We start from the raw sequence: 21,230 nt of genomic DNA on the forward strand, positions 1-21,230 counted from the left end.
TCAGCCCTCAATGGACAGGATCGGCATCGCCTGGGTGAACGGGGACGACGGGTTGGAGGACGCCGAGCGGATCCGGAGCCAGAAGAAGTCGTGGCTGCCCAGGGTCAGTGTCAGGTTCCCGTCCTCACCAATGCCCGGAAAGGGCTGGCCGCCAAAAACGTCCCGGAGCCCGCGGCCGGCAAATTGCGGGACCTTCAGCGTTGTCGCCACCGGATGCTGCGAGAGGTTGAAGGCGCAGAGGATGGACTCGGCCGGCTCGCCGGCTGAGTTGCCCTCCGGCAATTCGCGCAGGTAGGCCAGGACGACGTCGTGGTCGGCTTCGACGTGCTTGAACCCGCCGAGGCCGAACGCCGCGTGGTTGCGCCGGACGCTCAGGATCTGGCGGGTCCAGCGCAACAGGGATCCGGAGTGTGCCGCTTCAGCCTCCACATTGGCCATGCTGTAGTTGTAGACCAGCGACTGGATGACCGGCAGGTACAGCTTGCCGGGGTCGGCATTGGAGAATCCCGCATTGCGGTCCGGGTTCCACTGCATGGGGGTGCGGACGGCGTCGCGGTCTTCGAGCCAGATGTTGTCGCCCATGCCGATTTCGTCCCCGTAGTACAGAAACGGGCTGCCCGGCAGGGACAGCAGCAGGGCATTGATGAGCTCGATTTCCGCCCGGGAGTTATCCAGCAGCGGCGCGAGCCTGCGCCTGATGCCGATGTTGGCCCGCATGCGGGGGTCCGGGGCGTACCAGCCGAGCATGGCCGCGCGTTCATCCGCGGTGACCATTTCGAGCGTCAGTTCGTCGTGGTTCCGCAGGAACGTGCCCCACTGGGCGCCCTCCGGAATCTCGGGCGTGTCGTGCATGGTCTCGATGATCGGGGCGGCCTTCTGATCACGCAGCGCGTAGTACAGCCGCGGCATGATGGGAAAGTGGAAGGCCATGTGGCATTCGGGCTCTTCCTCGGTGCCGAAGTACTCCACCACCTCGTTGGGCGGCTGGTTGGCCTCGGCGATGATCACCCTGCCCGGGTAGCTGTCATCCACCATTTTCCGCAGCTTGCGCAGGAAGTCATGGGTGGCGGGCAGGTTTTCGCAGTTGGTGCCCTCTTCCTCAAACAGGTACGGGATGGCGTCTGCGCGGAAGCCGTCGATCCCCTGGTCCAGCCAGAACCGCACGACGTCGAACAGAGCGTCGATGACCTTCGGGTTCTCGAAATTCAGGTCCGGCTGGTGGCTGAAAAAACGGTGCCAGAAAAACTGGCGCCGGATGGGGTCGAAGGTCCAGTTGGACTCCTCCGTGTCCACGAAGATGATGCGGGCGTCCTGGTACTTCTCGTCGGTGTCGCTCCACACGTAGAAGTCCCCGAACGGACCGTCCGGGTCCTTCCGCGACTCCTGGAACCATGGGTGCTGGTCCGAGGTGTGGTTCAGCGGCAGGTCAATGATGACCCGGACGCCGCGGGCGTGCGCCTCGGCAACAAGCCGCTTGAAATCGCTGATGGTGCCGAACTCGTCCAGTACGGAGTTGTAGTCCGAGATGTCGTAACCGCCGTCGCGCAGCGGCGACTGGAAGAACGGCGGAAGCCAGAGGCAGTCCACCCCAAGCCACTGCAGGTAGTCGAGTTTCTCGATCAGGCCATGGAAGTCGCCTGAGCCGTCGCCGTTGGCGTCCGCAAAACCCCGGACCAGCACTTCATAGAACACCGCCTTCCGGTACCACAGGGGATCGTGCTGCAATCCGGGTGCATTGAGCTCGAACGAGCTCTTGGGTGTGAAGTGATGACTCGGGTTCTGCGGGCTGAAACTCACTTGAGGCTACCTCCGGATGTTCAGAATGTGTGCAGGTTCAACGTGGGCATCGAGTCTTACGTAGTTGTATTCGCCCCACTCCCACGTCTCGCCCGAGATCAGGTCATCGACGCGGAATCCGCCGTTCGCGGAGAGGTCGTCGGGGTCCAGGTGCAGGGCCGCGAGATCCAAGGACACCGTGCTTTCCCGCGTGCTGTGCGGGTCCACGTTGATCACCACGATGACGGTGTCCTTGGTGCCGTCCGGAAGCGTCTTGTGCTTGGAGTACACGATGGTGGCTTCGTCGGTGCTGTGGTGCAGCGTCAGGTTCTGCAGGTCACCCAGCGCAGGGTGCGCCTTCCGGATTTCGTTGAGCCGGGTCAAGTAGGGCGCGAGTGTCCTGCCGGACGCGTTGGCCGCGTCCCAGTCGCGGGCCTTGTACTCGAACTTCTCGTTGTCGATGTACTCCTCCGCCCCTGGCCTGGCCACATGCTCGTACAGCTCGTAGCCGGCGTACACGCCCCACAGCGGGCTGGCGGTGGCAGCGAGGGCAGCCCGGATCTTGAACGCAGCTGGCCCGCCGTACTGCAGGTACTCGGTCAGGATGTCCGGGGTGTTAACGAAGAAGTTCGGCCGGAAGTAGGCCGGCGACACATGGCTGACCTCCTGGAAGTACTCCTCGAGCTCCTTCTTGGTGTTGCGCCAGGTGAAGTACGTGTAGGACTGCTGGAAACCGGCCCTGCCCAGCGCATGCATCATGGCGGGCCGCGTGAACGCCTCGGCCAGGAACACGACTTCCGGGTTCTTCTTGTTGACCTTCGCAATGAGCCATTCCCAGAACCACACGGGCTTGGTGTGCGGGTTGTCCACGCGGAAGATCTTCACGCCGTGGCTGACCCAGAGCTGGACGATGCGCAGGATTTCCTTGGACAGGCCCTCGGGATCGTTGTCGAAGTTGAGGGGGTAGATGTCCTGGTACTTCTTCGGCGGGTTCTCCGCGTAGGCGATGCTGCCGTCGACCCGGGTGGTGAACCATTCGGGATTCGACTGCACCCAGGGGTGGTCCGGCGCCGCCTGCAGTGCAAGGTCCAGCGCCACTTCCAGGCCGAGTTCGTTGGCGCGCGCCACAAAGGCATCGAAGTCGTCAAAGGTTCCGAGCTCCGGGTGGATGGCGTCGTGACCGCCGTCTTTTGAACCGATGGCCCAGGGCGAACCAGGATCCTGGGGACCGGCGATCAGGGTGTTGTTCGGGCCCTTGCGGTGCTGCACGCCGATCGGGTGAATGGGCGGCATGTAGATGACGTCGAAGCCCATGCCGGCGACGGCATCCAGCCTGTTGGCCGCGGTCCGGAAGTTCCCGGACGTCCACTCCCCCGTCGAGTGGTCCCGCACGGCGCCTTCCGACCGGGGGAAGAACTCATACCAGGCACCGCGGCCGGCGAGATCCCGCTCAACCAGGAGCGGAAAAGCTTCGGAGACAGTGACCAGATCGCGGATGGGCTCGCGGCCGACGACGGCGGCCACGTCCTCGCCGAAACCCGCAGCCAGGCGCTCCTCGGCGGACAGGGCCGTGTCGGACAGCACGGAGGCGGCGGTGCGGAGCGTTCGCCTGTCGTCGGAGTTGCGCGAAGTATCTTCGGCGGCCTGGGACAGCAACGCGGCCCCTTCGTCCAGCATCAGTTCGACGTCGATGCCCGCTTCGACCTTGACCTCGGCATTGTGGTGCCACGTGCCGTAGCGGTCGTGCCAGGATTCGATGACGAAGGACCAGTTGCCGGTTGACGACGGCGTCAGCATGCCCTCCCAGAGGTCCGTGCCTTTGCCGCGATCCCCGGCCGGGGGCTGCAGGCGCACCCGCTGGCGTTCCTTGCCTTTCGGATCCAGGAGGACCGCGCTCACGCCAAGCTGGTCATGGCCTTCGCGGAAGGACCGGGCGCTAACCACGATTCCCTCGCCCGGGAGGGCCTTCGCCGGGAACTTCCCCCCTTCGACAACAGGCTGAACGTCCGTGATGGGGAAACGGCCAAACCGGAGGCCATCCATGATCGAAACTTTCGGCGTTTGCTTTGATGGGGCGCTGGTTCGCGTGTTTGTCGTCACAGGCTCGACGTTAGCGAGAATCCGGGCGAATTGCTAAGCGTGCGATCTTAATTTGTGAAGTGACTCGTCATTTACCGGAAAGTAATCGAATGCGGTTCCTGCCGTTCATCTTGTCGGTTAGTGTGGCGCAGGTGAAGGCAATCCGCAGATTTACCGTCCGTACCGTTCTTCCCGAACCGATCCGGCCGCTTGCCCGTCTGGCCACAAACCTTCGCTGGTCGTGGCACCGGCCCACGAGGGAACTCTTCGAGGGTCTCAACCCCAAAGTGTGGGCTGAAAGCGGCAACGATCCGGTGAGCTTCCTGGGACTTGTGGGCCGCGAGGAAATGCACCGGCTGGCCACTGACCCGAATGTGGTGGCCCGTGTGCAGGCGGCGGCCGAGGACCTCGACCGGTACCTCCAGGAGCCCCGCTGGTACCAGAGCCTGGGCAATGACGCCCCTGCCTCCATTGCGTACTTCTCCCCCGAATTCGGCATCACCGAAGTCCTGCCCCAGTACTCGGGCGGCCTCGGCATCCTCGCCGGTGACCACCTGAAGGCGGCCTCCGACCTGGGCGTGCCGCTGATCGGCGTGGGACTCCTTTATCAGGCCGGTTACTTCAAGCAGTCCCTGTCCCGCGACGCCTGGCAGCAGGAAACCTATCCGGTGATTGACCCGGACGGCCTGCCGCTGACGCTGCTGCGCGAGCCCTCCGCGGACGGCAACGGCAAGCCCATCCAGATTGCCCTGCCGCTGCCCAACGAACGGCGCCTGTTGGCACACATCTGGCGTGCCGACGTCGGCCGTGTCCCCCTTCTGTTGCTCGACTCCAACGTTCCGGGCAACGACGACGCCGCCCGCGGCATCACCGACCGCCTCTACGGCGGCGGAGGCGACCACCGGCTGCAGCAGGAACTCCTGCTGGGCATGGGCGGCGTGAAGGCGCTGCGGGTCTACCAGCGGCTGACCGGGACCACCGCGCCGGAGGTCTTCCACACCAATGAGGGCCACGCCGGGTTCCTGGGCATCGAGCGGATCCAGGAGCTGATGGCCGGGGAAGAGGCCCTCACGTTCGACGAGGCCCTCGCCGCGGGACGCGCGTCCACCGTGTTCACCACGCACACTCCCGTTCCGGCCGGAATCGACCGCTTCGAAACGGCGCAGATACAGCATTTCTTCGAAGCAGGCCTTGCTCCGGACGTTCCCATGTCGCGGATCCTGGACCTCGGCCGGGAAGACTTTGCTGACGGAAACCCCTTCCTCTTCAACATGGCCGTCATGGGACTCCGGCTTGCGCAGCGGGCCAACGGCGTGGCCAAGCTCCACGGTGAGGTGTCGCGGGGCATGTTCTCCGCGCTCTGGCCGGGATTCGACCACTCCGAGGTGCCCATTACCTCCGTGACCAACGGCGTGCACGTTCCCACCTGGGTGGACTCCAGGATTTCCAAACTCGCCCGTGAACGATTCGGCGTTGAAGCCGAAGTCATGGGCCGCTGGGACCTCGCCTACAACGTCAGCGACGCCGAGGTCTGGGCGCTCCGGCGCGAGATGCGGGTCTCGCTCGTCGAGGATGTCCGGCGCCGGCTGCGTGCGGCCTGGAAGAAGCGCGGCGCCGCCGACGCCGAGCTGGGCTGGACCGACTCGGTGCTGGACCCGGATGTCCTCACCATCGGCTTCGCCCGGCGCGTGCCCACGTACAAGCGGCTGACCCTCATGCTGCGCGAGCCGGAGAGGCTGAAGGCCCTCCTGCTGCACAAGGAGCACCCCATCCAGCTGGTCATCGCGGGGAAGTCGCACCCGGCGGACGACGCCGGCAAGAAGATGATCCAGGACCTGGTCCGCTTCACGGATGACCCGAAGGTCCGCCACCGCATCGTGTTCCTGCCGAACTACGACATCGCCATGGCCAGGACACTGTTCCCGGGCTGCGACGTCTGGCTCAACAACCCGCTGCGTCCGCTGGAAGCCTGCGGCACGTCCGGTATGAAGGCGGCCATCAACGGGTCCCTCAACCTGTCCGTGCTCGACGGCTGGTGGGATGAGATGTACGACGGCGAGAACGGCTGGGCGATCCCGACCGCCAACAACGGCGCTTCCGCCGAGGAACGGGACGACATCGAGGCAGCCGCGCTTTATGAGCTGCTCGAGTCGCAGGTGGCGCCGCGCTTCTACGGCAACACCGTCTCCGAATCGGCCGGCGCTGCCGGGCCCTCCGACTCCGGCCAGGAGAAGATTCCCACGCACTGGGTGTCGATGATCAAGCACACGCTGGCCCACCTGGGCCCTGCCGTCTCGGCGGAACGGATGCTGCAGGACTACGTCAACATCCTGTACAGGCCCGCCGCAATCTCGGGCCGGCACGCGGTGGCCGGTTCCTACGCCCAGGCCAAGGCACTCGCAGCCTGGGTCTCCAAGGTCCGTGCGGCATGGCCGCACCTCCACGTGGAGCACGTGGACTCCATGGGAGTGTCCGAGGAGCCGCAGATCGGTGACTCGCTCCAGGTCAACGCCTACGTGGGGCTGCACAACCTGTCGCCCAACGATGTGTCCGTGGAGGTGGCCTACGGCCAGGCGGAGGAAAACGACGAACTCGCCAACGTGACCTTTGTGGAACTGGAGCCGAAGGAGGAACTCGGCAGCGGCCGCCACCTCTTCACCGGGTCCATCGTCATCGACCGCTCCGGGTCCTTCGGATACACCGTCCGTGTGCTGCCCAAGCACGAGGCGCTGGCATCCAAGGCCGAACTGGGGCTGATTGTCAACGCCTAGTCAGCCTCCTCGCGCTTCCTGACGTGGCCGCTTAGAGGAAGACGGCGATGACTGACAGGTCGTGGCCGGCGTAGCTTTCGGCGTCCTGCAGGATCTCGCAGACGACGCCGAAGGAGCGTCCGCTGCGAAAGGCGGCGGGCACCTGCCAGATGAGGGTCAGGGGTTCCTGGCCGTTGTCGGAGATGGCGTCGGCGAAGTCGTGCAGCGAGTCGTTGAGGGCGTCGAGGTTCACGCCGTAGTGGTCCGGGAAGTTCAGTGCCTCGCCGAAGGTGGCCAGCACTGCTTTCTTGGACTCCGCGGCCGGGATCACCAGGCTGCGGCGGCCTGCGTCCGCAATCTGGTCGCGCAGCTCGTCAACGGTCCAGGTGTCCCCGGAATAGATCTTCATGGGTACTATTTGCCTTCTGCTATGAATTTGAATGACGCGTAGTGGTCCGGGGTGTAGTATTTCTCGCCGTCCTTGCCCGCCACGATCCTGCGGGCGCCCCTGTCTGACTCGCCGGGGGTGGGGACCGTGTATTCCTTGTAGTACCCGCCCGACTTGCGCGGCAGGACGCGCTCGAAATTGCTGAACGTCACGCCGTCGCGGCTGTACGGAAAGGGGCCGCCCTGCCGGATCAGGACAAGGGTGCGGCGGCCCTCGGCCGGCAGCTGGGACTCCCGGATGGTGGCCAGCCCGGAAGGGTTGGGAACAGCCGTCACGCTTGCGGACGGAGAAGTGGCCGCGGGCGCCTGCGCGGTGGGCGACGCAACGGGCCCGCACGCCACGAGGGCCGCCAAGGCGAGCCCTATCAGCAGAGACCCTACGGCCATTGTCCTCCGCTTGTTGGTGGGGTACACGTGGCCTAGGTGCGGTAGATGCTGATGGTGTTCGCCAGAACGCTGTCCCGCTCACCGGAGGCAACCAGGCTGCCTTGGCGGCGGTCGTGGAGCTCGGACGTGGTGAGGCGCAGTTCGAAGATCCGCTTGCCGGTGCCGTCGTCGTTGGTGACCTGGGGAAGGGTGACATTGGCATCCTCGCGGCCGCCGTTGACCACAACGAGTCCTGCCACCTGGCCGTCGTCGGAACCCAGCAGCAATTGCACCACCCTGTGCCGGGGATCGTTCCACCGTTCCATGGACATCGGCTGGCCGTCCTCGTCATACCAGTACAGGTAGGACTGGGCGTCGCGGACCGGATAATCGTGGGGCTGGCCGGCCAGGAATTCCTTGCGGAGGCGGATGACGCGCTTGGCGCTGCGGAGCATGGCGTGCGACTCCGGCGTGCTGGTCCAGTCGAGCCAGGCGAGGGGGTTGTCCTGGCAGTAGGCGTTGTTGTTGCCCTGCTGGGTGCGGCCAAGTTCGTCGCCGGCCGTGATCATGGGAACACCGAGGGAGATCATGAGCGAGGCCATCAGGTTGCGCCGGGTCTGGGCGCGCCGGGCCAGGATGCTTTCGTCCTCGGTCCGCCCTTCAAAACCGTGGTTGTAGCTGCGGTTATCGCCGTGGCCGTCCCGGTTCTGCTCACCGTTGGCCTCATTGTGCTTGCGGTCGTAGGACACCAGATCGGTCATGGTGAAGCCGTCGTGGGCGGTGATGAAGTTCAGCGACGCCAGCCGGGAACGTCCTGACGGCTCAAAGAGGCTCGCCGAGCCGGACATGGCGTCGGCCAGCCGGGCCACGGAACCGCCTTGGCCGCCGGCGTCGATGGCCGCACGGTCCGCGAGCCAGAACGAGCGCAGGGCGTCCCGGTAGTGGTCGTTCCAGTCCACCCAGCCGCCCGGGAAGCGTCCGGTCTGCCAGCCGCCGTACCCCACATCCCAGGGCTCGGCGATCAGCTTGACCCGGGACAAAACCGGGTCCGCCGCGACGGCCACCAGGAACGGATGGTTCGGATCGAACTCGTTGGCGGCATTGCGGCACAGCGTGACGGCCAGGTCGAAACGGAAGCCGTCGACGTGGAATTCATCGACCCAGTAGCGGAGCGAATCCAGCACCAGCTGGACCACGCGGGGCTCGCCGAAATTGAGCGTGTTCCCGCAGCCTGTGGTGTCGATGTACTTGCCGTGGCCGTCGGTGCGGTAATACTTCTGCTCGCCCAGTCCGCGGAAGCCGAAGGTGTGGCCGTCGGGCCCGCCCTCTGCGGTGTGGTTGTAGACGACGTCCAGGATGACTTCGATGCCCGCAGCGTGGAGCAGCTTGACCATGCCCTTGAACTCGTCCTGCACGGCCTGCGGCCCGGAGTCCTGCGCAGCCTGCGTGGCGTAGGCGGGGTGCGGGGCGAAGAATGCCGCCGTGTTGTAGCCCCAGTAGTTGGTCAGGCCGAGGTTCTGAAGGTGCGGCTCGTCCAGGTGGAAATGCACCGGCAGCAGCTGTACGGCCGTGATGCCGAGGCCGGTCAGGTGCTCGATCATGGCCGGATGGGCCATGCCAGCGTAGGTTCCGCGCAGGGTCTCAGGGATGTCCGGGTGCAGCTTGCTCTGCCCGCGGACATGGGCCTCGTAAATGATGGTGTTGCGCCACGGCGTGTGGGGGCGGTCGTCGGCGCCCCAGTCGAAGTCGCTGGCCATCCTGACGTTCGTCAGGAAACCGTTGCGCTGGTCCACGGCGCGGCCGTAGGGATCGAGCAGCAGCGGCTGCCGGTCGTCGCCGTGGTCGTCGTCAAAATTCAGGGTGGGAACGGAAAGCGGCAGGACTTGGGCGTCGGGAGCCGCGCGGAAGCCGTAGCGCGAGCCGACCGGGAAACCTTCAACAATGCCGTGATGGACGCCATTCGTGACGTTCGGCAGCGGCTGGAGCCGCCAGCTGCCTCCCGGCGCCTGGTACGCGACCTCCAGGGTGAGGACGCCAGGCGCATAGACAGCCACGTTGGCGCGCGTGCCGTGCGAGCCGTCCCCTGCAGGCCTGGGGCGCGGCGAACTGACGCCGAGGGGGAAGGCCTGGGAGGCGTCCACGGTCGAGGCTGTGTCTAAGAGGGGCATTACCATCGGTTAAAGCTTAGCTGGCACTGACAAATAAGCTGATCTATTCCGGGATGTTGCACACGGGCGGACGGCGTCCGGGCAGCGGCATACTGGTAGTACGCACCGACATGGAGGCACTCGTGAGGGTTGCACTTGCCCAGATCATCACCGGCCGGGACCTGGCCGCCAACCTCGAGCTGGTCGAGGAGTACGCCCGCCGCGCCAAGGACGGGGGCGCCGAGCTGGTCGTGTTCCCTGAGGCCTCCATGCGCGCCTTCGGAAATTCGCTGATCGACATCGCAGAACCGCTGGATGGCCCGTGGGCCAACCGGGTCCGCTCCATTGCCGCCGGTCTTGGCATCGTGACCGTGGCCGGAATGTTCACTCCGGGAGCGTCCTCTTCCGGAGGGCAGGCGAAGGTCCGCAATACCCTGCTGGTCACCGGTCCCGGCGTGGAAGCCAGCTACGACAAGGTTCACCTCTTTGATGCCTTCGGCTTCCTCGAATCGGACACCGTGGACGCCGGGACAGGACCTGTAACGTTCGACGCCGGCGGCGTCACCTTTGGCCTGGCCACCTGTTACGACATCCGTTTCCCTGCACTTTTCACGGCCAACGCCGACCGGGGAGCCGTGGCGAACATCGTCTGCGCCTCGTGGGGTGCGGGGCCCGGCAAAGTGGAGCAGTGGCAGCTCCTGGCCCGCGCACGCGCCGTGGACACCACCACCTACGTGCTTGCCTGTGGACAGGGCGATCCGGCTACCCAGGGTGTTGAACCGCGGGGCGCTGCCCCGACCGGAGTGGGACACACCGCCGTCGTATCGCCTTTCGGCGAAGTCCTCGAAGAGCTCGACGGCGCCCCCGGCCTGCTGTTCGCCGACCTGGATCCCGCCGTGGTCAAGGACGCCCAAACCAGGCTCCCGGTCCTGGCCAACCGCCGGCAGTTCTAGGCTCTGCTCCGAGTGCCGCTGTCACCGTTAACGGGAAACGCTCCCGCACGTTAAGTGCGGAAGCGTTTCGCATTTTCTGACAAGAGTTGCCAAATTCGCATGCCGGCCCGAGCCGGTCTCGACAGGCTCGACCAGCGGGGACTCGACCGGCGGGGAACTACTTGACGGCGCGCTGGCGGGACACCTCGTAGAGGGAGATGCCGACGGCCATGGAGGCGTTGAGCGATTCCATGGCGGAGTCGATCGGGATGGAGACGATCTGGTCGCAGTTCTCCCGGACGAGGCGGCTGAGACCCTTGCCTTCGGAGCCCACGACAATGCAGACGGGCTCGGTGGCCAGGGTGAGGTCCGGCAGCGAGACGTCGCCGTCGCCGTCGAGTCCGAGGACGAAGATGCCCATGGACTTGAACTGCTTCAGGGCGTTGTTCAGGTTGGACGCGCGGGCGACGGGCACGCGGACGGCGGCACCGGCGCTGGTCTTCCAGGCGGAGGCCGTGACACCCACGGAACGGCGTTCCGGGACGATCACGCCGTGGCCGCTGAAGGCCGAGACGGAGCGGATGATGGCGCCGAGGTTGCGGGGGTCCGTGATGCCGTCGAGGGCAACGAAGATGGGCGCGTTCGAGACGTGCCCCTTCTTCCACCGCTCGACGGTCTGCTCGGCCAGGTCGTAGGCGTCCTGGTATTCGTACGGCGGGATCTGCAGCACGAGGCCCTGGTGCACGGCGTCGTCGGTCATCCGGTCGAGTTCCGGTTTGCCGGTCTCCAGCAGCGGGATGCCGCGTTCGGCGGCCAGCTTGAGTGATTCCTTGACGCGGTCGTCCATCTCGATGCGGATGGCCACGTGCAGTGCCTTCGCGGGGATCCCGGCCCGGAGCGCCTCCACGACGGAGTTGCGGCCGGTGACCACTTCCTCGGTGGCGCGTCCCTTAGGGCCCGAACGTGCGCCGGGGTTGCGGCTACCTCCGGAGCGCTTGGCCTCTGAGCGCTCAGAGAGCTGCTTGTTCTTGTATGCCTTGTGATACGGGCGATCCTCGGCTTTGGGGGTTGGCCCCTTGCCTTCGAGTGCCTTGCGGCCGTGGCCACCGGTTCCGGTGGTGGGGCCCTTCTTGAGCTTGCGGATTGCGCCCGGGCGACCGTTGTTGGCCATGAGTTCCACCCTTGGTTGTATTGAGTACGTCTGAACTCCAGTCTACTGACTCAAGTTAAATCGTTGACCGGGGCGGATCGCTGCCGCGGAATCTAGCCGCGCTGGAGGCTCCAGGTGGCGCCGTCCGCGCTGTCTTCAACCACCACGCCGGCGGCGGACAAGACGTCCCTGATGGCGTCCGATGCGGCCCAGTCCTTCCGCGCCCGGGCGTCCGCGCGGGCGGCAAGCTGGGCCTCCACAAGTGTTCCGAGGGCCGCGGTGGCCTGATCGTCGACGGCCGGCTGCGCGGCGTCGCTGATTCCCAGCACACGGAGCATGTCAGTCACGCTGGTCAGCGCCTGCCGTGCTGCCGCGAAGTCACCGCCGGTGAGCGCGGTGTTCCCTGCGCGGACCGTGTCATGCAGGACTCCCAGGGCCTGCGGCACGTTGAGGTCGTCGTCCATGGCGGCGGCGAAGGCGTCCGGCACCGTGCCGTGGCTGCCGAACAACAGGGAGCCGTCCGCCGACAGGGCGCGGACCGCCCGCGCGATGAAACCGTCGATGCGGTCGACGGCGGCGGTGGCTTCCTGCAGGGATGTCGGCTGGTAGTCCAACACCGAGCGGTACTGGGCCTGGCCGAGGTAGTAGCGGACCACGCGGGGCGGGGCGAGTTCCAGCATTTCAGCCGGGCTGACGGTGTTGCCCACGGACTTGGACATTTTTTCGCCCTGGTATGTGACCATGCCGTTGTGCATCCAGAAGTTGGCAAAGGCGTGGCCGGCAGCCTGCGACTGGGCCATCTCGTTCTCGTGGTGCGGGAAGCGCAGGTCCAGGCCGCCGCCGTGGATGTCGAATTCGGGGCCGAGGTACTTGGTGACCATGGCGGAGCATTCGAGGTGCCAGCCGGGGCGGCCGGCGCCCCACGGCGAAACCCAGCTTGCCGTCGTCGGCTCGCCTTCCTTGTGGCCCTTCCAGAGCGCGAAGTCGCGCGGGTCCTTCTTGCCGCGGGGGTCGGCGTCAGTGGCCCCCTGCATGTCATCGAGCTTCTGCCGCGTCAGCGACCCGTACTTGTTCCATGAGCGGACGTCGAAGTAGACGTCACCCGAGCCGTCGAGGGCCGGGTAGGCATGGCCGCGGTCGATCAGCTGCTGGATGAGGGCGAACATCTCCGGGATGTGGCCGGTGGCGCGCGGCTCGTAGGTGGGGCGGGAGACGCCGAGGGTGTCGTAGGCCTTGAGGAATTCCTGCTCGTACCGGTACGCCAGCGCCCACCATTCCTCTTCAGGAACGGCTCCGGGCTCCTGCTCGAAATCCGGGTGGAACGACGCCTCGGACTTGGCGAGGATCTTGTCGTCGATGTCGGTCACGTTGCGGACCACCGTGACCCGGAACCCCCGGTACTCAAGCCAGCGCGTGAGCTGGTCGAAGGCGATGGCGGAGCGGATGTGCCCCACGTGTGGCATCCCCTGCACCGTCGCCCCGCAGTAGTACAGGCTTGCCTTGCCCGGTACGAGGGGAACGAAGTCGCGGACTTCGGCGGATGCGGTGTCGTAAAAGCGGAGGGTCACCGCTCCAGATTAGCCGATGGCATTGACCGCTTACTTGCAGACCTCGCCGATCCTGTTGTTCTGGTTCTTGAGCTCGGTGAGCTGCTCTGCGCTCTTGTCCCCGAGCGAGGTGCCGGCCACCTTCTTCATGACGTCAGCCATCTTCTGGATCGGGTCGGCAAGCTCCGGGGCTACCTTGTCGGCAACCTCCTGGTAGTGCTTGGCGATCTGGTCTGCCTGCTGGACTTGGCTGCCGGTCGGTTTGAAGGTGTCCCCCTGGAGGAACTTGCAGCTCTCGTCCACGCTCATCTTGGGGCTTCCGGCGCAGCCTGCGAGGAGCAGCCCTGCGATCACGACGGCGGGAAGCAGCTTTTTCACGACAGGTCTCCTGATATTGCGGTACTGGTGCTGCTTCCAGCCTAGGCGATCCGGTCAGGGGGCCGGGTACACGAGGGCCGTGGCCACCGCCGAAATTCCCTCGCCGCGGCCTGTGAATCCGAGGCCGTCGCTGGTGGTGGCGGTGACGCTCACGGGGGCGCCGGCGGCTTCGCTCAGCACGAACTGCGACTCTTCGCGCCGGGGACCGAACTTGGGCCGGTTGGCCACGAACTGCACAGCGATGTTGCCGATTTCGAAGCCGGCGGCCCGGACGATCCGGGCCGCTTCCGCCAGGAGGGTGACTCCCGAGGCGCCCGCAAGTTCCGGGCGGTCAGTGCCGAAGTGCGTGCCGAGGTCTCCGATGCCGCAGGCGGAGAACAGGGCGTCAGCGGCTGCGTGGGCGACCGGGTCGCCGTCGGAATGGCCGGCCAGCCCCCGCTCCCCTTCCCAGAACAGGCCGCCCAGCCAGAGCGGCTGCGATGCACTTTCCGGGGCGAAGGCATGGACATCAATGCCGATTCCGGTGCGGGGCAGGATCATTTTCACTTCGGCCGGGCTCAATGTCTCAGCCGGCTTCTCTGCGCTCATGGACTCAGCCCTCGACCCAGCGGACGCCCAGGGGTCCCTCGAGGAGGCCTTCGGCGATGATCAGGTCCAGCGGCGTGGTGATTTTCAGGGATTGGCTGGCGCCCCGGACGGCATGCACCGGTACACCCAGGAGCTCCACCAGCATGGCGTCGTCGGTCACGGCGGCGGCCTGGCGTTCGTCGAACCGGAGTGCGGCCTGGTGCGCCTGCCTCAGGGTCTCAAGGTTAAAGCCCTGCGGTGTCTGGACCGACCGCAGCTCTTCACGGGGAGCCGTTCCGGTCACGAGTTCAGGCGCGATGTCCAGGTCGCGGCCCTGGGTGGCGGCAACTGTCTTGACCGTGTCAACGACGGGAATGACCGGGATGACGGCCGATGCCCCGGCGGCCAGGGCCTGGGCCACCCGGTGGAAGACGGACTCGGGCGTGAGTGCGCGGGCGGCATCGTGGACGAGCACGGCTTCGGTCCCGTCCTCAAGGGCGGCCAGCGCGGACCGGACGGAATCCGCCCTGGTGGGTCCGCCGTCGACCATGGTCAGGAGCGGGCCGCCATCGACGAGCTCCACACGGAAGTCTTCGCACAGCTGACGCAGCCCGTCATCGCCGGCAGGCAGGGCAACGCATACCTGGCGCGCGACCCCGGAGGCCACAATTCCGCGGAGCGCATGCAGGAGGATGGGTTCGCCGCCTAGCGGAACAGCCGCTTTGGGCAAGCCGTAGCCGAGCCGCTGCCCGGATCCTGCCGCCACCAGGATCACGGCGGTGACGGGGCGGGTGGGTGCATTGTTCATGCGGTCTAGCCTACGTCCCGGCCGCTCGGCCCCGGCCGATTTCGCGTCCACGGGCCCAACTGGGTAGCAGCAGGCGCCGTTTTGAGCGCGCAAAACGGCGCCTGCTGCTACCAAGTTGGGGATTTTGGGCAAAAAGAAACCCCGGTGGCGCTTTGCCACCGGGGTTCAATTCTTAGGAAGCCAGGACCTCGTCGAGAACGCTTGCCGCCTTCTCTTCGTCGGTCTTTTCAGCCAAAGCCAATTCTGAGATCAGAATCTGCCGTGCCTTGGCCAGCATTCGCTTCTCGCCTGCGGAAAGGCCCCGATCGTGATCCCGGCGCCACAGGTCGCGGACGACCTCTGCAACCTTGATGACGTCACCGGAAGCAAGCTTCTCCAGATTTGCCTTGTAACGACGCGACCAGTTGGTGGGCTCCTCAGTGAACTCGGCACGAAGCACGTCAAATACGTGCTCCAAGCCTTCTTTGCCCACTACGTCGCGTACCCCAACAAGGTCAACGTTCTCTGCTGGAACTTCAATGGTCAGATCACCCTGAGCCACCTTGAGCTTGAGATACATCTTCTCTTCGCCCTTGACAGTGCGCATCTTGATTTCTTCAATTTTTGCTGCACCGTGGTGAGGGTAAACTACTGTCTCGCCGACCTCAAAAACCATGTGGACTTTCCCCTTTCCCGCAGACCAGTTTATCACGATTAAGGCATATGACTGGCACGGATAAGGGTCAGGAACCGCGTAAATCCGCGGAAAATGGGCCGAATCAGCCGGCCAAACCCCTTGACGAACACGGATAATAGTGTATTCGCGACCCGCCGACAAGCGTTACGCGCGGGTAGTCAGCGCCTCCCGGCGATGCCCTGGCGGCGGCCGAACCTCGCCCGTATGTGTACCGGCCGAATCCTTGTTTGGGTCCGTTTGCCGATAGGCTATGGCTGAAAACTGTTTCAAGACTTTTCAAGGAGTGCGTGACGTGCGTTTCACTGCGATGAACCGGGGCCAGCGCGGCAAGTTGGCAATGGCGGCTGCCGCCCTGAGCGTCGGCCTGCTGGCCCTGACCGGCTGCGGCTACGTCAACGCCCAGCAGACCTCCCACCAGTACGCCGCCTCCGACGGCATCCGCGCCGACGTCGGCCCGCTGCAGCTGCGTAACATGCTCATCGTGTCGTCGGGTGAAAACGAACCCGGCCGCGTGATCGGCGCCGTGTACAACTCGTCCTCCAAGGACGTCAAGCTCACGCTCAAGGGTGCGGAGGGTTCCCAGACCGAAGTCTCGGTGAAGAAGAACTCCTACACGCTGCTGAACGACTCGACGGACCCGGCAACGCTGAGCACGACGGGCGGAAAGGCCGGAACCCTCGTGGACGTCCAGGTCACCGAAGACGGGACGAACGTCAACAAGCCCGTCAAGATTCCCGTGGTTGACGGAACCCTGAAGGAATACCAGCAGTACCTTCCCGCCGGCAGCACGCCCACCGGAACTGCGACGCCGAGCGAGACCGCAACGCCGGGCGAAAGCACGCCGTCCCCCACCGCAAGCCACTGACGGCTGACGCATAGCTGACTACAGAGAAGGAGGGGCTCCCGGCCGGGAGCCCCTCCTTCTCTGTTATGTCTGGGCTTAGGGTTCGAACTTGTAGCCAAGTCCGCGGACGGTGACCAGGAACCGCGGCAGCGACGGATCGGGTTCAATCTTGCTGCGGAGCCGCTTGACGTGCACATCCAGGGTTTTGGTGTCGCCCACGTAATCGGACCCCCACACGCGGTCAATCAGCTGGCCCCGGGTCAGCACCCTGCCCGAATTCCGCAGGAGCATCTCCAGCAGTTCGAATTCCTTCAGCGGCAGGGACACCTGCTCGCCGTCGACGCTCACGACGTGGCGTTCAATGTCCATCCGCACCGGCCCGGCGTGGACGGTGGAGGAAACGAGTTCTTCCGGCTCGCCCTGGCGCCGGAGCACCGCACGGACCCGGGCCACGAGTTCGCGGGAGGAGTAGGGCTTGGTGACGTAGTCGTCGGCACCCAGTTCGAGCCCCACCACCTTGTCGATCTCAGAGTCCTTGGCAGTCAGCATGATCACCGGGACGCTGGAACGCTGCCGGAGCTGCCGGCAGACTTCCGTGCCGGACAGTCCCGGCAGTTGCAGGTCCAGGAGCACGAGGTCGGCCCCGTTGCGGTCGAATTCCGTGATGGCGTCCAGGCCGTTATCCACAACCTCGACCTCGAACCCCTCCTTGCCCAGCAGATAGGACAGCGGATCGCTGAACGATTCCTCATCCTCAACAATAAGAATCCGGCTCAAGCGTTAGCTCCTCGTTCGTGGACGCCGGCGGCGTCGCGTGGTTCCTTGACGTTGTGCGGTTGGCTGCCCTCCGGCAGCTTGGCACGGCCGGACGCCTTGGCGTCGCGCGCCTCACCCGCGGCGGTGCGCATCCGTGGTGGACGGACCTCGGAGGCGGAGTCCTCGTCCTGCCCCTCAATCTCGGGAAGCCGGAGCGTGAACGTGGAGCCCTGGCCGGGCTGTGACCACAGGGTGACTTCGCCGCCATGGTTGGAAATGACGTGCTTGACGATGCTCAGCCCCAGCCCGGTTCCGCCGGTGTGCCGGGACCGCGCCGCATCCACGCGGTAGAACCGTTCGAACACCCGTTCCTGGTCCTCCGGCGAAAGGCCCTCGCCCTGGTCGGTGACGGAGACCGAGATCAGGCCCTCCCTGGAGCGGACTCCGATGCCCACGCGCGTGTTCTCCGGCGAATAGCGGATGGCGTTGTCGATCAGGTTGCGCAGGGCTGTGACGAGGAGGTCCTGATCGCCGTAGACCTTGGCCTCCACGCGGCCGCCGATGACGATCTTGATATTCTTGCTCTCGGCCGGGAGCTGCGAGCGGTCCACGGCTTCGGAGATGACGTCGTTGATGTCCACGGCGTGGCCGCGCTGCGCCACGTTCGCGCCCTGCAGGCGGGACAGCTCAATGATGTCCTGCACGAGCGCCGCCAGCCGGGCGGACTCCTTGTGCATGCGCTTGGCAAAACGGCGGACGGCCTCTTCGTCGTCCGCTGAGGATTCGAGTGCCTCGGCCAGGAGCGAAATGGCCCCCACGGGCGTCTTCAACTCATGGGAGACGTTGGCCACGAAGTCGTTGCGGATCTCTTCGGTACGCGTGATCTCGGTCCGGTCATCGGCCAGCAGCAGGATATATTCTTCACCCAGCATGGCCGCCCGCACCTGCACGATGATGGTTCCCTGACCCAGCGGCCCCCGCGGGAGCTCGAGCTGCTTCTCCAGGATGACGCCGTCGCGGCGCACGTTGGCCGTCATGTCCAGAAGCTCGCGGTGTACAACCGTATGGCCGCGCACCAGGCCGTAGGCATAGGCGGCGGGGCTGGCACGGACGACGCCGTCGATGGCGTCCACCACAACAAACGCCTGCCCGACGACGGCGAGCACCTCGGCGGATCCCGCCGGCAGCGCAGGCTCGTCGTATTCGACGTCCACGAGTTTCCGCTGCTGCTCGCTGACCCTGAATGCGAGCACGCCAAAGACGCCGAACGACAGGCCGATCAGGCCGGCGATGACACCTATGAGCATTGGATCCACGGCTCCAGCTTATGCTTTCGTGAAGGCCGAATAGCCGATCCGGGGCCAAGACGGTGCGGATTCAGCTAACGTTCATCTAGAGGTGCGTAACAGTTCACCGGACACTGGAATAGTGGCCAGTTGGACTGCCGGAACGGTGACACGAAATTCTGACCGCCGCGGCGGGGCGGAGTTTCCAAGGAAAGGACGCCTACGTGCGTAAGGTTTTTCAGGAGGAGCTTGCCCAGGTGGGCGAAGACCTCATCGAAATTTCAAAGCTGGTCAGCGAAGCGATCGTGAAGGCAACGGATTCCTTCGAGGTCGCCGACGTCGATCTGGCGCAGGATGTCATCGCGGCCGACGCACGCATTGACTTCCTGCAGAACAGCCTGGACGAGCGGGCCATCGACATCCTTGCCCTCCAGGGCCCCGTCGCCAGCGACCTGCGCATGATCGTGGGATCGCTGCGCATGAGCGCATCACTTGAGCGCATGGGCGACCTTGCCCGCCACATCGCCCAGCTGGCGCGGCTCCGGTTCCCGTCGACCGTCATCCCGGCACCGCTCACGGACACGTTCAAGAGCTTCGCCGAGCAGGACATCCAGATTGCCAACAAGCTCACGGAACTGCTCGAGACCCGCGACCTCGAAGTTGCCCGCGACATCATGAAGGCCAACACCACGGTGAATGATCTCCACCTCAGCGTGTTCAAGGCGATCGCCCGCAGCGACTGGCAGGAATCACCGGCCACCACCGTGGACGTGGCCCTCGCCAGCCGTTATTTCGAGCGCTTCGCTGACCACGGCGTCTCCGTCGCCCAGAAGGTCACGTACCTTGTGACGGGCGCCTGGCACCCGAACAGCATCGAGCACGGCTAAGGGCCTTCGCTCCTCTTAAAGCAGCGAACGACGGCGGGTGGTCACCTCAGGTGACCAGCCGCCGTCGTCGTCTCGCTGGTTGAGCTCTTGCGAAAGCGGCTCAACTAGCGCACATTCGCGTAGCCTTACTTTTTGCCTTGGTTGGCCACGGCCTGGATAGCCTCCGCAGCGGCCTCGGGATCAAGGTAGGTTCCGCCCGGGTTGATGGGCTGGAAGTCCTCGTCGAGGTCGTACACGAGCGGGATGCCCGTGGGGATGTTCAGGCCGGCGATCGCTTCGTCGCTGATGCCGTCCAGGTGCTTGACCAGGGCGCGCAGGGAGTTGCCGTGGGCGGTGACCAGGACGGTCTTGCCGGCCTTGAGGTCTTCCTTGATGTCCGATTCCCAGTAGGGCATCAGGCGGACAAGGACGTCCTTCAGGCACTCGGTGCGCGGGAGGGCGTCGCCCAGGTCCGCGTAACGGGGATCGTGCGCCTGGGAAAATTCGCTGTTGTCGTCCAGGGGCGGCGGCGGGGTGTCGTAGGAACGGCGCCACAGCATGAACTGCTCTTCGCCGAATTCGGCAAGGGTCTGTGCCTTGTCCTTGCCCTGCAGGGCGCCGTAGTGGCGTTCGTTCAGGCGCCAGTCGCGCTTGACGGGGATCCAGCCGCGGTCGGCCTTGTCCAGGGCAATGTTGGCCGTGTTGATGGCCCGCTTCAGGACCGAGGTGTAGAGGATATCCGGGAGCACGTCGTGCTCGACCAGAAGCTCGCCGCCGCGGAGCGCCTCCTGGCGGCCCTGGTCGTTCAGGTCAACGTCCACCCAGCCGGTGAAGAGGTTTTTGGCGTTCCAGTCGCTGTGGCCGTGGCGCAGCAGAATCAGCTTGTAAGTCATGATTTTCATCCTAGCCGAGCAGGACCCGCCGGCGCCGAGCGTTACATTGTGCCACCCTGTGGCCGCTGCTGCGCGGCTGTGGAACGGCCGGAATGCGGGCCCGCGTTGGGTAGGCTGGGGCGGTGGTGCAAAAAGCAGAGCGGGTGGCGGCGAGCCGGAGCAACCGGGGAAAGCCCGTAGGCAACGTGACCCGCGGCACCACGAACCCCAACCGCATGCGCCGGCTGGACCGCTGGCTGGCCGGACCGCAGGCCTGGCGGCTGCGGGCAGCTGCCCACCCCCTGGTCGTCGACCTCGGCTACGGCGCCTCCCCGGCCACCGCCGTCGAGCTCTTTGAGCGGCTCGGGGCTGTCCGGGCCGATGTGCACGTCTGCGGGATCGAGATCGAGCCGGACCGCGTGCGCGCGGCCAAGGCGCTCGAGCGTCCCGGGCTGAGCTTCCATACCGGAGGGTTCGAACTCCCGGTGCCGGGGCAGCCCGTGCTGGTCCGCGCGTTCAACGTGCTGCGGCAGTACGAGGAAGCGGACGTCCGCGGCATCTGGGGACTGGTGCAGGGCCGGCTGGCGCCCGGCGGGCTGCTCATCGACGGCACATGCGACGAGATCGGCCGCCGGGTCACGTGGATTGCGCTTGATGCCCAGCGCCCGCTCAGCCTGAGCATGTCCGTACGCTTCGGGAGTTTCAACCTGCCGTCCGACATCGCCGAACGCCTGCCCAAGGCACTCATCCACCGGAACGTCCCCGGCGAACGGGTGCACGGTCTGCTGCAGGCCATGGACCGGGCGTGGCTGGAATCAGCCCCGTTGGCATCCTACGGAAACCGGCAGCGGTGGACGGCCATGTGCCGGGCACTGCTCGACGGCGGGTGGCCGGTCCACGACGGACCGGCGCGGTGGCGCCTCGGGGAACTCACCGTGGGCTGGGAAGCCGTGGCGCCGGAGTAGCTCCGGGTTTCGACGGGC

Annotated in this window: 19 protein-coding genes; 5 read left to right on the top strand and 14 right to left on the bottom strand. The window is 65.7% G+C overall.

What is annotated here, in order from left to right:
* Complete coding sequence (treS, locus tag B1A87_RS14620) at positions 1-1,797, bottom strand: maltose alpha-D-glucosyltransferase (protein WP_078029979.1); 1,797 nt, start codon at positions 1,795-1,797, stop codon at positions 1-3.
* A gap of 6 nt (positions 1,798-1,803) precedes the next feature.
* Positions 1,804-3,819, bottom strand: coding sequence for an alpha-1,4-glucan--maltose-1-phosphate maltosyltransferase (locus B1A87_RS14625; RefSeq protein WP_078029978.1), 2,016 nt, complete (start codon positions 3,817-3,819; stop codon positions 1,804-1,806).
* Between the two features lie 188 nt (positions 3,820-4,007).
* Between B1A87_RS14625 and glgP the strand changes: the two genes are divergently transcribed.
* Positions 4,008-6,626 (top strand): alpha-glucan family phosphorylase, encoded by a 2,619-nt coding sequence (glgP, locus tag B1A87_RS14630; RefSeq protein ID WP_185982339.1) that lies wholly within the window; start codon positions 4,008-4,010, stop codon positions 6,624-6,626.
* A 31-nt stretch (positions 6,627-6,657) separates the two neighbouring features.
* Here glgP and B1A87_RS14635 read toward each other — a convergent pair whose 3' ends face one another.
* From B1A87_RS14635 to glgX, 3 genes are read right to left on the bottom strand one after another with little or no spacing between them, the layout of a single operon-like run.
* Entirely contained in the window at positions 6,658-7,014 is a 357-nt protein-coding gene (locus B1A87_RS14635; protein ID WP_078029977.1) for a barstar family protein, read from the bottom strand.
* Between the two features lie 5 nt (positions 7,015-7,019).
* Positions 7,020-7,439, bottom strand: coding sequence for a ribonuclease domain-containing protein (locus B1A87_RS14640; protein WP_078029976.1), 420 nt, complete (start codon positions 7,437-7,439; stop codon positions 7,020-7,022).
* A 32-nt stretch (positions 7,440-7,471) separates the two neighbouring features.
* Positions 7,472-9,592, bottom strand: a complete 2,121-nt coding sequence (gene glgX, locus B1A87_RS14645; RefSeq protein ID WP_078029975.1) for a glycogen debranching protein GlgX — start codon at positions 9,590-9,592, stop codon at positions 7,472-7,474.
* 116 nt (positions 9,593-9,708) lie between these two features.
* Here glgX and B1A87_RS14650 point away from each other — a divergent pair, with 116 nt between their 5' ends.
* Positions 9,709-10,518 (top strand): carbon-nitrogen hydrolase family protein, encoded by an 810-nt coding sequence (locus B1A87_RS14650; protein ID WP_078029974.1) that lies wholly within the window; start codon positions 9,709-9,711, stop codon positions 10,516-10,518.
* A gap of 157 nt (positions 10,519-10,675) precedes the next feature.
* Here the strand turns inward: B1A87_RS14650 and rlmB are convergent, their stop codons facing one another.
* From rlmB to B1A87_RS14680, 6 genes are all read right to left on the bottom strand, one after another.
* The gene (rlmB, locus tag B1A87_RS14655) at positions 10,676-11,668 is read right to left on the bottom strand and encodes a 23S rRNA (guanosine(2251)-2'-O)-methyltransferase RlmB (protein ID WP_078030005.1); all 993 of its coding nucleotides are present in this window, start codon (positions 11,666-11,668) and stop codon (positions 10,676-10,678) included.
* A gap of 92 nt (positions 11,669-11,760) precedes the next feature.
* Complete coding sequence (cysS, locus tag B1A87_RS14660) at positions 11,761-13,215, bottom strand: cysteine--tRNA ligase (protein ID WP_078029973.1); 1,455 nt, start codon at positions 13,213-13,215, stop codon at positions 11,761-11,763.
* Between the two features lie 30 nt (positions 13,216-13,245).
* Positions 13,246-13,572: a hypothetical protein gene (locus tag B1A87_RS14665; protein ID WP_078029972.1), complete on the bottom strand. Its 327-nt coding sequence runs from the start codon at positions 13,570-13,572 to the stop codon at positions 13,246-13,248.
* A 54-nt stretch (positions 13,573-13,626) separates the two neighbouring features.
* Positions 13,627-14,112 carry a 2-C-methyl-D-erythritol 2,4-cyclodiphosphate synthase gene (ispF, locus tag B1A87_RS14670; RefSeq protein WP_078029971.1) on the bottom strand — a complete coding sequence of 162 codons (486 nt, stop codon included), beginning with the start codon at positions 14,110-14,112 and terminating at the stop codon, positions 13,627-13,629.
* A gap of 52 nt (positions 14,113-14,164) precedes the next feature.
* Positions 14,165-14,947, bottom strand: coding sequence for a 2-C-methyl-D-erythritol 4-phosphate cytidylyltransferase (gene ispD, locus B1A87_RS14675; protein WP_078029970.1), 783 nt, complete (start codon positions 14,945-14,947; stop codon positions 14,165-14,167).
* Between the two features lie 172 nt (positions 14,948-15,119).
* Positions 15,120-15,602, bottom strand: coding sequence for a CarD family transcriptional regulator (locus B1A87_RS14680; RefSeq protein ID WP_026266570.1), 483 nt, complete (start codon positions 15,600-15,602; stop codon positions 15,120-15,122).
* A gap of 328 nt (positions 15,603-15,930) precedes the next feature.
* Here B1A87_RS14680 and B1A87_RS14685 point away from each other — a divergent pair, with 328 nt between their 5' ends.
* Positions 15,931-16,488 carry a hypothetical protein gene (locus B1A87_RS14685; protein WP_078029969.1) on the top strand — a complete coding sequence of 186 codons (558 nt, stop codon included), beginning with the start codon at positions 15,931-15,933 and terminating at the stop codon, positions 16,486-16,488.
* A 75-nt stretch (positions 16,489-16,563) separates the two neighbouring features.
* Here B1A87_RS14685 and B1A87_RS14690 read toward each other — a convergent pair whose 3' ends face one another.
* The gene (locus B1A87_RS14690) at positions 16,564-17,244 is read right to left on the bottom strand and encodes a response regulator transcription factor (RefSeq protein WP_078029968.1); all 681 of its coding nucleotides are present in this window, start codon (positions 17,242-17,244) and stop codon (positions 16,564-16,566) included.
* Positions 17,241-18,530, bottom strand: a complete 1,290-nt coding sequence (locus B1A87_RS14695; protein WP_078029967.1) for a cell wall metabolism sensor histidine kinase WalK — start codon at positions 18,528-18,530, stop codon at positions 17,241-17,243. The genes B1A87_RS14690 and B1A87_RS14695 overlap by 4 nt, the downstream gene beginning before the upstream one ends.
* 203 nt (positions 18,531-18,733) lie before the next feature.
* Between B1A87_RS14695 and phoU the strand changes: the two genes are divergently transcribed.
* Positions 18,734-19,396 (top strand): phosphate signaling complex protein PhoU, encoded by a 663-nt coding sequence (gene phoU / locus B1A87_RS14700; RefSeq protein ID WP_078029966.1) that lies wholly within the window; start codon positions 18,734-18,736, stop codon positions 19,394-19,396.
* 125 nt (positions 19,397-19,521) lie between these two features.
* On the opposite strand, the gene B1A87_RS14705 is transcribed toward phoU, so the two are convergent.
* On the bottom strand, positions 19,522-20,268 hold the full coding sequence (locus B1A87_RS14705; RefSeq protein WP_078029965.1) for a phosphoglyceromutase: 747 nt from the start codon (positions 20,266-20,268) through the stop codon (positions 19,522-19,524).
* A gap of 122 nt (positions 20,269-20,390) precedes the next feature.
* Here B1A87_RS14705 and B1A87_RS14710 point away from each other — a divergent pair, with 122 nt between their 5' ends.
* A complete protein-coding gene (locus tag B1A87_RS14710; RefSeq protein ID WP_185982340.1) occupies positions 20,391-21,212 on the top strand; it encodes a class I SAM-dependent methyltransferase in 822 nt (273 codons plus the stop codon).
* Positions 21,213-21,230: the final 18 nt, after the last annotated feature.

The organism is Arthrobacter sp. KBS0703, assembly GCF_002008315.2.
Taxonomy (GTDB): Bacteria; Actinomycetota; Actinomycetes; order Actinomycetales; family Micrococcaceae; genus Arthrobacter.